Here is a 12124-nt window from a genome sequence, read left to right on the forward strand (position 1 = left end):
AATGGATGGAGTTTAGAGGATGTTTTAAAAGTTTTGTTGGTGGTAGCAAAAATTTTTATAGCGCAAATAAGGATACCATCTAAAATAGATGAAAAGCTGACTGGAAAAGGCAGGGGGAAAGGGAAGGTTTCCCGCCGCCTTTGATGAAAATTGCTCTTTCCTAGCCCCTAGCCCCTAGCCCCTAGCCCCTATTTTCAAGCTTGACTACTAATGAGATACAGCTACTTTTTCATCAGCAACCTGCGCATGTTCAGCAACAATTTGGCGGAATAGTTCGCCTTCAATTGTCTCTTGGTCTGATAACAAATCTACCAAGCGTTCTAAAGCAACACGGTTTTGTTCCAAGATTGATTTTGCAGTGTGGTAAGAACTACTGATAATTTCCCGGACTTGGGCATCAATTTTGGCAGCAATTTCTTCCGAATATTCTGATTTATTCATCCAATCGCGCCCTAAAAATACTTCGCCGCTTTGATTTTCTAAAGATAAGGGGCCTAAGGTAGACATCCCAAATCGGGTGACCATTTGGCGGGCTAAATTTGTGACTTTTTGCAAGTCATCACCTGCGCCGGTGGTAACTTCTGGCTTACCAAACACAACTTCCTCAGCAGCGCGACCACCTAAAATTGAGGTAATTCTCGCTTTGAGTTGAGAACGGGAAATTAAACCCTGTTCTTCGTTGGGTGTAAACCAAGTTAAACCTAGTGCTTGTCCGCGCGGAATCAGGGTAACTTTCTGCACGGGGTCGTGGTCTTTAATTAAGGTTCCGACTAAGGCATGTCCAACTTCGTGGTAAGCAATTAACCGTTTAGCCTTACTATCTACTAGGGCGGTTCTTTCCATCCCTGCAACTACCCGATCGACAGCATCATCAATTTCCAGGATGGTAATGGCTTCTTTTCTGCGTCTGGCGGTGAGAATTGCAGCTTCGTTGAGTAAGTTAGCTAAATCTGCGCCTGTAAATCCTGGGGTGCGGCGCGCGATCGCATCTAGAGATACACTAGGATCGATTTTCTTATTGCGGGCATGAACTTTTAAAATATCCAAGCGCCCTTTTAAATCTGGTGAATCAACAATCACCTGTCTATCAAAGCGTCCGGGACGTAATAACGCTGCATCAAGGACATCGGGACGGTTAGTGGCAGCAATTATAATGATGCCAGTGTTACCTTCAAAACCATCCATCTCCGTGAGCAATTGATTTAGAGTTTGCTCTCTTTCATCGTTACCGCCACCGATACCCGCACCCCGTTGTCTACCAACAGCGTCAATTTCATCAATAAATATCAAACAGGGTGCATTTTCTTTGGCTTTTTTAAATAAATCGCGGACGCGGGATGCACCCACACCAACAAACATTTCTACGAATTCTGAGCCAGAAATGCTAAAAAAGGGAACGCCCGCTTCTCCTGCGATCGCTTTTGCGAGTAAAGTTTTACCTGTACCCGGAGGCCCAATTAACAGCACACCTTTGGGAATTTTTGCGCCGACAGCCGTAAATCTTTCTGGCTGTTTCAAAAATGTGACGACTTCTTGCAGTTCTTCTTTAGCTTCTTCTACCCCTGCCACATCCTCAAATTTTACTCCCGTTTTCGCCTCCATTTGAAAGCGCGCTCGCGATTTGCCAAAATTCATTGCTTGGCTAGAAGCATTCGTAGAGCGGCGCAAAAACAATAGCATTAAAGCCACCAGTGGTAAAATCCACATCAGGTTAATCAATAACCCCACAGCAGCTCTACTGTTGGCGGAAGAAACTTCCCCAAACTCCACATTTTTTTCTTTGAGTTTATTAATTAACTCTGTGTTTTGGTCTAAAAGTTTCACTTGAATCGGTGTATCTTTTTGCCCAACTAAGTACACTTTGGCAATATTTTCCGCCTCATCCAGTTCGACTTTTGCCACTTCCCCCTTGTCTGTTTTTTTAATCAACTCCCCATAACTTAAGGAATTGCGCTCTGCTTTTTGCGCCAAGGCTGGATTGCCAGCGACAATCCCCGGTAATAATATCAAACTGGCAGCTAATGCTCCAGCCCAAGAAACACGCTTTGTCGATGGCTGTTTGTACAATTCTTTTTTACCTAAAACTTTCATAACAATTACCTTTCTCCTGGTGGCAAAAGCTGCGCGCTGTTTTTATGCCTATTCTTCTAGCCAAAATTGAAATAACGGGAAATAAATGTTTTCTCATCTAGTTTAGCTTCCACACAAAACCATTTCCCAGAGTTTTTTCATTAGGTTTTCAGAATACAGTCCCTAAAATCAGGGAATGAAAATAAACCCAACTTTGAGCCTAGCAAATTGGTAGGTAGCTATATGCGCCATGAGGCTATATACATGGTATCTATTTTGACAAAATATGGGCATGGGGCATTGGGCATTGGGCATTGGGCATTGGGCATTGGGCATTGCTGATTATTGTACAGACGCGATTCATCGCGTCTCTAATGACTCTTGACATATTTTTCAACAAAATTGCTAAAATAGCCATAGTCGTAATGATTCCGCTTTTCAAAAATCTGAGTGCTAGCAGATATCTAGTGATTTAGTAAATGTTGTTATTGAGTTGGTGGGTGAAATTATGGTGAAAATTGTTGGTATTGGTGGTAGTTTAAGATCCAACTCCTATACCCAGCTTGCTTTAGAACTGGCAGCACAAAGGGTAGAAGTATTGGGTGCAGAAGTAGAAATTCTGGATTTACGGCAGATGCAGCTACCATTTTGCAATGGTGGTAAAGAATATCCAGATTTTCCAGAAGTTCTACGTTTGCGGGATACAGTCAAAAATGCTGATGGTTTAATTTTAGCGACACCAGAGTATCATGGCGGTGTCAGTGGTGTATTGAAAAATGCACTGGATTTATTGAGCTTTGAAGAATTGTCTGGTAAGGTGACTGGACTAATTAGCGTCTTAGGTGGACAGTCAAATAGTAACGCCCTTAATGACTTACGGTTAATTTTGCGCTGGGTACATGGTTGGGTAATTCCTGAACAAATTGCGATTGGACAAGCTTGGGGTGCTTTTAGTCCTGAAGGTAAACTCAAAGATGAACAACTCTCCCAACGCTTTGATAGCTTTGCTCAGAGTTTAGTTGATAATACTCGCAAACTTCGAGGAATAAGCTAAATTTTTACTTAGTTGGCTGGTCAAGAGTCAATAGTCAAGAGTCAAGAGTCAATAGTCCAAAGTCAATAGTCCAAAGTCAATAGTCCAAAGTCAATAGTTGTTTATTTTTTACCATTGACCATCAACCATTGACCATTGACCATTGACCATTGACCATTGACCATTGACCATTGACCATTGACCATTGACCATTGACCATTGACCATTGACCATTGACCATTGACCATTGACCATTGACCATTGACCATTGACCATTGACCATTGACCATTGACCATTGACCATTGACCATTGACCATTGACACCTATTCACCACAACATCATTGGTAACCCTGCAATTACAGAAGCAATTCCTGTCCAAATCGAAAAACGTCCAATATCTGCTTCGTCTAATGCCATACTCATTTGTGCCAGTGCTGCTAACAATGCTGCTAACATCACAATGAATAAACTGGCATATCCCAAGTTACTCATGATTCATCCTCATTATTTCATCATAGTTTTGGGTGTAAGAGTATTTGCCCTACCAACAATCAATACTCTTCTCTAAGAAAATAATGGCGATGAATGGCTTTAACTTCTGCTATACGGATGGCAAATTTTTTATTTCTTTCTATTTCAATCAGAAGATTAATATTAAGTTAAATTAGTGGCAATTAGCACAAAAATTCTGCAAACTAGTATTCAGAAGTTGGCTGTTATTTAGGTATCAAAGATGGGACATAATCATCATCATGGTCATCACAATCATCATCATCATAGTCATGAGCATGAACATGGTACTAATAACTACAGCCGCGCTTTTACGGTTGGTATCATCCTGAATGTTGGATTTGTCATTATTGAAGCAACTTATGGATACTTAGCTAACTCGTTGGCTTTGCTGGCTGATGCAGGGCACAATATGAGTGATGTTTTAGGATTATTACTAGCTTGGGGTGCGAGTTTTTTGGGTAGCCGACCCCCCAGCCAACGCTATACTTATGGATGGCGACGTTCTTCGATTTTAGCGGCTTTAATTAATGCGATCGCACTTTTATTAGTCATGGGCGGAATTGGCTGGGAAGCAGTCCAACGCTTCAGTCAACCTGCATCTATCGGGGGAAATACAGTTATTGTTGTAGCGATAGTTGGCATCATTATTAACACTATCACCGCTTTAATGTTTATGTCAGGTCGCAAACATGACTTAAACATTCGCGGCGCATTTCTACACATGGCTGCTGATGCAGGAGTTTCTTTAGGAGTAGTATTAGCTGGGATTACTATTATTTTGACTGGCTGGCTGTGGTTTGATCCAGTTGTTAGCTTAATAATTGTCGCAGTAGTAGTAGTTGGAACTTGGCAATTATTAAAAGATTCAGTCAACTTAGCATTAGATGCTGTACCAGAAAGTATTGAACCACTAGCAGTGCAAACTTATTTATCTGAACTTTCTGGTGTTACCCAAGTTCACGATTTACATATTTGGGCTATGAGTACCACAGAAACAGCATTAACAGCGCATTTAGTAATTCCTTCTGGTCATCCTGGCGATGATTTTCTCATTCAAACTTGCAAAGAATTGCACGATCATTTTGGTATTGCACATTCTACCTTACAAATAGAAGTTGGCGATTCTCAGCAAACCTGTACTTTGGCTTCCTACCATAGATTTTAACCAGGACTTACGCAAATATTTTATTATGCCAATTCAAATAATGTTTGCGACACATCTATATATTCTAGAGGTCATGGCAGTGCCATGACCCTACCCATTTGTGATATTCTTTTTCCACATTCGTATTATTTTAATTACAGCAGATTGCCAGTTGATAAAGTACAGATAATCGTTGATTGTAGGGGCACTGGCACTGCCATGCCCCGAAGCGCGTACCTCATTTACTTACGAATTACGAATTACGAATTACGAATTACAAATTATGTGGGTTTCACTCTGCTAGCTATCCAATAAAATAATGTGGGTATATATCTTTTAAAATAAATTAATAAAATATCAAAACTACCAATATAAACTTCTCGTTTTTTACGGTAAATAGCCGCCAGCATTTTTTGAGCGCAAATATCAGCATTCATGCCTTTTTCTTGCCCTTCATCCATTCTTTGATAGGCACTGCCATCATAATTTAAGGCATTATAAGAAATATTGGTTTTAATTCTGCCGGGACAGATAATTGTAATAAAAATATTCTTATCAGGTTTTAATTCCAATTGCAAGGTTTCAAAAAAGCCATGTAAAGCATGTTTTGAAGCTGCATAAGCAGAACGTAAGGGAAAACCAACTGCACCAACAATACTAGAAACAACTGCAATTTGTCCGCTACCACGAGCAATCATATAAGGTAGAATTTTTTTAGTCAAATTGATAGTGCCAAAATAATTAATTTCCATAATTTTTCTATCCACTATCTCTTGGGTATCAACGGCTAAAGAGCGTTGACTGATACCTGCATTATTGACTAAAATATCGATTTTCTGGTAATGATTGATTGCAGTTTGTACTGCTGTTGCTAATGATGTCGAATCTGTAATATCAAGGGTGATAATCAAACATTCGCTGTTGATATTTTGTTTGACTCTTTGTAATTCCTCTTCCCGTCTGGCGGAAATAATTAATTTTGCTCCTTGATTAGCAAATTGATAAGCTAATGCTTCACCAATACCAGAAGATGCTCCAGTAATCCAAACAACTTTATCAATAAATTGCATTGATTTACACCATTGATTACTCTCAATTATTCGTCCATCTCTTTTAAAGTCGCTAATGCTGAAGGAGATAAACGACTGAGATATCGGAATATCCAGTATTTAAATATAGTATCTAAAATCACGGGAAATGTGGCAATAAAGAGAAAAATTGCACTTCTATTGGCGGGGATACCTAGATGTTCTGATAAACCTTCTAATAGTACTTCCCATCCATGTGGTGAGTGAAACCCGACAAATATATCAGTAAATAAGATGATTAAAAAAGCCTTAGCACTATCGCTTAAACCATAGACAATATTGTCGATAAAAGACTTGACAATGACAATTTCTTTTTTACTCATAGCCACTATAATGCCAAAAGCAACTAAAGATAGTAAATCAGCAAATACATTACTGATGGCGCTATTACTTTCCTGAGTAAATTCCTCGGCTATTTCTATGGCTTTCTCACGCAGTTGTTCTTGAACTTCTTCATGAGAAAATTTTGGTGATTCATATAATAAATTTTCAAACTTTAGTTTGTGTTCAAAACTTTTTAATTCCTCCAAAGCCTTAATTTCCATATTGACATTGAGGAAAATATGCTCGCTTGTTTCACCTCTAAATTTTTCTACTAGTGGACTGAACAATACTTGCTTAAAAATATGCTGAGTTAATAGCGGGACAAGGATTAAAATTAAGAAAAATCTTAAGGCAATTCTTGTCCGCCTTTGGGTAATATGGTAATTTCTGATAAAATCGGCTTCAGCTTGGGGTGATAAATCTGCTTGGATGCGATTAATTGTTCTCCCTAAAGAACGAGGTAAAAATCCGGTTTTTTGAGTGACAGGAGGAACATTAGCAATATTATTATCAGATATTTTTACTTTTTTATTAACTGGGTTATTAATTGGTATGGGTGTGACATTTGAGATGTCTTGAATAGTACTTATCTGTTCAGTTGGTATATTATATTTAGAGATGACATCATCAATAAACTGTAGTTGTTCTAAAATTGCAGCTTCAGAGATATTTAACACTGAGCGACTGAGGCGAAATTCGGCAAGTTTGACTTTAATAAAAATTAAGTTTTTATTCAGATAACCTTGCCAATAAGACATGACATTTTCGGTATAGTTTCCTGTTGAGGCAGAAATCCTTTGATTGCCAAAATGCTCGATTTCAATGTTTCTAATTACCTGCGCTGCTTTGTAAGCTTCTAATAATGCTCTTTCTGGTGTGTTGACAAACCATTGCTTAAATTTGCTGATTTTGTATTTAATGTTTTGAAAAAATGAATTTTTCATGGCTGATTTTTTGAACTTATATCATTGAATTTATAATAGCTTAGGTTTTCTTGATTAACTTATCTAGTTCAGCTTGATAATCAGGTAATATAGCAATCCTATCTGAGTTGTAGAAACATTTTTTAATGAACCGCCAAGTACGCCAAGTACGCCAAGGATAAGAGAAAAACAGAGAGTTTGTAAATTTCACAAATGATTGAGTCTTGCTATATTTTATTTAAGATTAAACATATTTGCTATATTTACGGAGTTTCAATTATCTTATTCAGGATATTTATAGTATACATGGTGGCATATTTCACAACTCTTAAATTTGTATTGCAAGAGTATGAACATAATATGTAATTTTTATGTCATTAATATGTCAGTAAGCTAATTAAGTACCTCTGATACTTTTTAGTGAATTGGTATAAAATATGAAAACTCATGATTATAAAGCTTGCCTATGCAAGGTAGATTAGAAGATTTGCATATTAAATTGCTATAGCAAACCTAAATGATTTATAAACATTCTCTGCTTTCTCTTTCGGGACATCCAATTTTTTAAATACCCAATCAATTTGTAGTGCGTTCGCGTAGCGTGTCCGAAGGACAAACGTCTCGCTCGCTGGTGTTCAAAAGCGAGCAAGACTTCGGCGTGAGCGCTCAGTCGAACGCTGCTCGCACTACGGAATTTGGGTAATTTATTTTTTGTAAGTCCCTTCTCTGCGTCCTTGGCGTCTTCTCTGCGAGACGCTACGCAAAGGCGGTTTTATAAAAAATCCTGTTTGTAACTCAAGTAGGAGCGCTATATAACTCTTAAAAACTTAATGTATTATCTTTATATTAATTAAGTATCTATACTAAAAATACTGTAATTCATCGCAATACAATAATTGAATATATTGTCAAGGATATATAATATTTTTTAGGAAAATTAATGTTATTTACATAATATTTCATTAAATCACAGTATTTATCATATTAGTTATTATATTTTATATATTTATTGTATGATAGCTAGACGATGCTATTATTCCTTTAACAACATACCTCTGGTAACTGACTCAACCTTTACCCACCGGATTGGTATTTGGTTAATTTGATTAACTTGTAGTTACTGCTTTGTCTGCTTTTGGGAATTTCGGAAATTAATTACAAGTCATGAAAATTAATCACTATTGTGCTGATTTTATGCAAAGAAACTGCAAATAAAAAGTCTAGTTAATTTAGTTGAATTTGCTATCTAAAATTAACCGTGGTTTTTGGTAAGCTACAATTTTTTAAATCGATTCCCAATGAAGTTTCAACATTAATAATCCAGTTAACTTTGCTGCCTGTTTTAGCTTTGCTATGTTGTTGAACCTGGCATTTTAGTGACAATCAAAGTTGGTATTTACACTAAGTTAATCTGAACTAAACAATCATGAATGTGAAAGAACTTCTAACTAGGTATGCAGCAGGTGAAAGAAGCTTTAACGGTATAGAATTACCGGAAGCAGATTTACGCGGGGCTAACTTGGGTGGTGTAGATTTTGGTAGAGTTAACCTCGAAGGTGCTAACCTCACTGGTGCATCTTTAAGTGGGGCTAATTTAAGTCGGGCAAACCTTAGAGGTGCGAAACTTCATAGAGCAAATTTATCGGAAGTTATTTTGAGTGGTGCGGATTTACGCCAAGCGGCGCTAACAACTGCAAATTTAAATGAATCAGATTTAAGTGGTGCATGTTTGAATTATGCAGATTTATGTGATGCTAATTTACACATGGCATCACTGAGTGCAGCTAATTTGCAGGGTGCTAATTTAAGCGGGGCAAAAATGGGCGGGGTACGGATGTGGAAAGCTGATTTGCAGTGGGCGGATTTAAGTGGCGCTGATTTAAGCGAAGCTAACTTAAGCGAAGCCAACTTAACAGGCGCGAATCTTAACGCTACAGATATGAGTGAAACCTTTATGACAGGAACAATTATGCCTGATGGCTTTATCCATCAGTGAAAGGGAGACGCGATGAATCTCAGACGCGATGAATCTCAGACGCGATGAATCTCAGACGCGATGAATCTCAGACGCGATGAATCGCGTCTCTACAATTTTCTTGGTGGTGAGCGATTTTTGCTGATTCAATGGGGCTGATTGTGAGGTGACTGGCTTGAGGGGAAATTTTCTGGATAAATTCACTATTCTTTAACTAAATTAAAAACGGTTATATTCGATTGAGAAATATGTAAAATTTCTCAAATCATTAGAGTGCTTTAATTATGAATCTCAGCCTGTGCATGATTGTTAAAAATGAGGCAGCTACACTGCATAAATGTCTCAGCAGTGTAGCAAATGTTGTCGATGAGATGGTAATTTTAGATACAGGCTCTAGCGATCGCACTCCAGAAATCGCTAAATCTTACGGTGCAAAAGTACATCATTTTAGATGGAACAATAATTTTAGTACTGCTCGCAATGAAGCTCTCAAATATGTTAAAGGTAACTGGGTGTTAGTTTTAGATGCAGATGAGATGCTAACACCAGAAATTGTACCACAAATTTATTCTGTAATTCAAAGTGAAGAATATCTTTTAATTAACCTACTACGTCAAGAAGTTGGTGCCGAACAATCACCTTATTCTTTAGTATCTCGACTGTTTCGTCGTCACCCAGAAATTCAATTTTCGCGTCCTTATCACGCTTTAATTGATGATAGCGTAGCGACAATTTTAGCTAAGGAACCTAAGTGGCAAATTGGCTATTTACAAGGTGTGGCGATTCTCCATAAAGGATATCAAAAAAGTGCGATCGCGCAAGGTAATAAATACGCGAAAGCACAAGCAGCAATGGAACAATTTTTAGCTGCTCATCCTTATGATGCTTATGTATGTAGTAAGTTGGGGGCTTTGTATGTTACCACTGGCAAGATTAATGAAGGGATAGAACTTCTTAAACGAGGAGTAAGAACCAGTGAAGAAAACTATGAAATTTTATATGAATTGCATTATCATTTAGGAATTGCTTACAGTCGGTTACAGAATCCTAAACAAGCTAGTTTGCATTATCAAACAGCTATTAAGTTACCAATTTACCCAATTTTAAAGTTGGGTGCATATAACAATATTGGGAATTTACTCAAAGAAGCTGGAGATTTAAAAACTGCCAGAAAAGCTTATGAAGCAGCTTTGAAAATTGACGATAATTTTGCTGCCGGACATTACAATTTAGGCATGACATTAAAGGCTATGGGTTTATTTACCGATGCGATCGCCTGTTATCAAAAAGCCATCAAGTTAAACCCCAGATATGCAGAAGCTTACCAAAATTTAGGAGTAGTGCAGCTAAAAGTCGGCAATCACCAAGCAAGTTTAATTGCCTTTAAAAATGCGATCGCTCTCCACCAAGAACAAAACCCCGAAGAAGCCCAAAGGCTGCGTCAGGGTTTGCAGGAGATGGGGTTGTTGTGAGAGAGGCAGGAAGCAGAGGAGGCAGAGGAAGCAGAGGAGGCAGAGGAGGCAGAGGAAGTTGGAGAGACTATTGCCCAATGCCCAATGCCCAATGCCCAATGCCCCATAATTCTAAATTCGCGATCGCACAAATTTCTCCAATCGATCCATGCCTTTTTCAATTGTTGCCATGTCTGTGGCGTAGGAAAGGCGGATGTTTTTATCGGCACCAAAGGCAATACCGGGAATTACTGCTACTTGATGTTCTTCGATCAGCGCATCGCAGAATTCTAGGGATTTTAAGCCGGTTTTGCTGATGTCGGGGAACAGATAAAAAGCACCATCTGGTTTGGGACAACTCAAGCCGGGGATGGCGTTGAGTCTGTCTAACATTACCTGTCGCCGTTTGGCAAAGGCTTGGCGCATTTCTTCCACGCAATTTTGCTCACTTTCTAAAGCCGCGATCGCGCCATATTGAGCAAAGGTACAAACGTTAGATGTACTATGCCCTTGGATGGTACTGGCGGCTTTAATGATTTCTACAGGCCCGGCTAAATAGCCAAGTCGCCAGCCTGTCATAGAATAAGCTTTGGCAAAGCCGTTGCTAATTAAAGTGCGGGCAAAAATTTCTTTTCCCAAGGAACCGATGCTGATATGTTCTGCGCCATCGTAGAGAATTTTCTCGTAAATTTCGTCAGAAACAACAAAGATATCTGCATCAACTACTACCTCTGCCAAGGCTTTAATTTCCTCTGGGGTATATACCATTCCCGTGGGGTTAGATGGGGAATTGAGGATAAATAGCTTGGTTTTGGGGGTAATTGCTTGGCGCAGTTGTTCGGGAGTAATTTTATAGCCCGTGGAAGCATCTGTATGTACAATTACGGATACTCCCCCGACTAAAGTAACCATTTCCGGATAACTGAGCCAATAGGGTGCGGGAATAATGACTTCATCACCTGGATCGATGAGAGCGACGATCAAGTTGTAGAGAGAATGTTTCCCGCCATTGGTGACGATAACATTTTCGGCTTTGTAATCGAGTCCGTTATCTGTTTTCAGCTTGTGGGCGATCGCTTCCCTTAACTTTGGTTCTCCGGCGGCTGCGCCATATTTGGTTTTCCCTTCATCCAAAGCTTTTTCGGCTGCTGCTTTGATATGGGCTGGGGTATCAAAATCCGGTTCTCCAGCGCTAAAACTACAAACATCTATCCCCTCTGCTTTCATTGCCTTAGCTTTAGCTGCGATCGCTAAGGTTAAAGAGGGTGTTACCTGACTTACTCGTGCTGCCAGTTTCATTCTTAATTATTTATTCGCTTAATCTCTAACCTATTTAACAATATCCCACAATCTCGATTGAGAATTGACTTTTTAGAATTCCTTAGCCCATCTCGTTAGTAAATTTTGGCAATATTAAGAATTTTGTTAATAAAAGAGCATGTAAATATTTGTACTTCTCTAATCCGATTTGATTGCTAAATTTTACCTGTGATGAGACAGAGATAAGTATAATTTCTGGCATAATGTGGAAAATCAAGCTTTTATCCAGCTTATTGCAGGTTTTTGGTGATATATCGGCTCAATGTTCAAGTAAAGCGATCG

11 protein-coding genes are annotated in these 12124 nt (G+C 38.7%); 4 read left to right on the plus strand and 7 right to left on the minus strand.

The features are described from left to right. Positions 1-207: 207 nt before the first annotated feature. Together ftsH and AACW45_RS06980 are read right to left on the minus strand one after the other, a co-directional pair. Positions 208-2091 (minus strand): ATP-dependent zinc metalloprotease FtsH, encoded by a 1884-nt coding sequence (ftsH, locus tag AACW45_RS06975; protein WP_190632350.1) that lies wholly within the window; start codon positions 2089-2091, stop codon positions 208-210. A 168-nt stretch (positions 2092-2259) separates the two neighbouring features. Then, on the minus strand, positions 2260-2385 hold the full coding sequence (locus AACW45_RS06980) for a hypothetical protein (RefSeq protein WP_277880325.1): 126 nt from the start codon (positions 2383-2385) through the stop codon (positions 2260-2262). 193 nt (positions 2386-2578) lie between these two features. Here AACW45_RS06980 and AACW45_RS06985 point away from each other — a divergent pair, with 193 nt between their 5' ends. Next, on the plus strand, positions 2579-3124 hold the full coding sequence (locus AACW45_RS06985) for an NADPH-dependent FMN reductase (protein ID WP_190632351.1): 546 nt from the start codon (positions 2579-2581) through the stop codon (positions 3122-3124). Between the two features lie 108 nt (positions 3125-3232). On the opposite strand, the gene AACW45_RS06990 is transcribed toward AACW45_RS06985, so the two are convergent. Together AACW45_RS06990 and AACW45_RS06995 are read right to left on the minus strand one after the other, a co-directional pair. Further along, positions 3233-3421: a hypothetical protein gene (locus AACW45_RS06990; RefSeq protein ID WP_190632352.1), complete on the minus strand. Its 189-nt coding sequence runs from the start codon at positions 3419-3421 to the stop codon at positions 3233-3235. 10 nt (positions 3422-3431) lie between these two features. Next, positions 3432-3596, minus strand: coding sequence for a hypothetical protein (locus AACW45_RS06995; protein WP_190540720.1), 165 nt, complete (start codon positions 3594-3596; stop codon positions 3432-3434). 241 nt (positions 3597-3837) lie between these two features. Between AACW45_RS06995 and AACW45_RS07000 the strand changes: the two genes are divergently transcribed. Beyond that, positions 3838-4782: a cation diffusion facilitator family transporter gene (locus AACW45_RS07000; RefSeq protein ID WP_190632353.1), complete on the plus strand. Its 945-nt coding sequence runs from the start codon at positions 3838-3840 to the stop codon at positions 4780-4782. Positions 4783-5042: 260 nt separating this feature from the next. On the opposite strand, the gene AACW45_RS07005 is transcribed toward AACW45_RS07000, so the two are convergent. Together AACW45_RS07005 and AACW45_RS07010 are read right to left on the minus strand one after the other, a co-directional pair. Further along, the gene (locus AACW45_RS07005) at positions 5043-5831 is read right to left on the minus strand and encodes an SDR family oxidoreductase (RefSeq protein ID WP_190632354.1); all 789 of its coding nucleotides are present in this window, start codon (positions 5829-5831) and stop codon (positions 5043-5045) included. Positions 5832-5857: 26 nt separating this feature from the next. Next, positions 5858-7117 carry a proton extrusion protein PcxA gene (locus AACW45_RS07010; protein ID WP_190632355.1) on the minus strand — a complete coding sequence of 420 codons (1260 nt, stop codon included), beginning with the start codon at positions 7115-7117 and terminating at the stop codon, positions 5858-5860. Between the two features lie 1405 nt (positions 7118-8522). Between AACW45_RS07010 and AACW45_RS07015 the strand changes: the two genes are divergently transcribed. Together AACW45_RS07015 and AACW45_RS07020 are read left to right on the plus strand one after the other, a co-directional pair. Next, entirely contained in the window at positions 8523-9092 is a 570-nt protein-coding gene (locus tag AACW45_RS07015; RefSeq protein ID WP_096644534.1) for a pentapeptide repeat-containing protein, read from the plus strand. A 263-nt stretch (positions 9093-9355) separates the two neighbouring features. Continuing rightward, positions 9356-10543: a glycosyltransferase gene (locus AACW45_RS07020; RefSeq protein ID WP_190632356.1), complete on the plus strand. Its 1188-nt coding sequence runs from the start codon at positions 9356-9358 to the stop codon at positions 10541-10543. Positions 10544-10654: 111 nt separating this feature from the next. Here AACW45_RS07020 and AACW45_RS07025 read toward each other — a convergent pair whose 3' ends face one another. After that, positions 10655-11821, minus strand: a complete 1167-nt coding sequence (locus AACW45_RS07025; RefSeq protein ID WP_190632357.1) for a pyridoxal phosphate-dependent aminotransferase — start codon at positions 11819-11821, stop codon at positions 10655-10657. Positions 11822-12124: the final 303 nt, after the last annotated feature.

The organism is Calothrix sp. FACHB-168 (genome assembly GCF_963889195.1).
GTDB lineage: Bacteria > Cyanobacteriota > Cyanobacteriia > Cyanobacteriales > Nostocaceae > Aulosira > Aulosira anomala_A.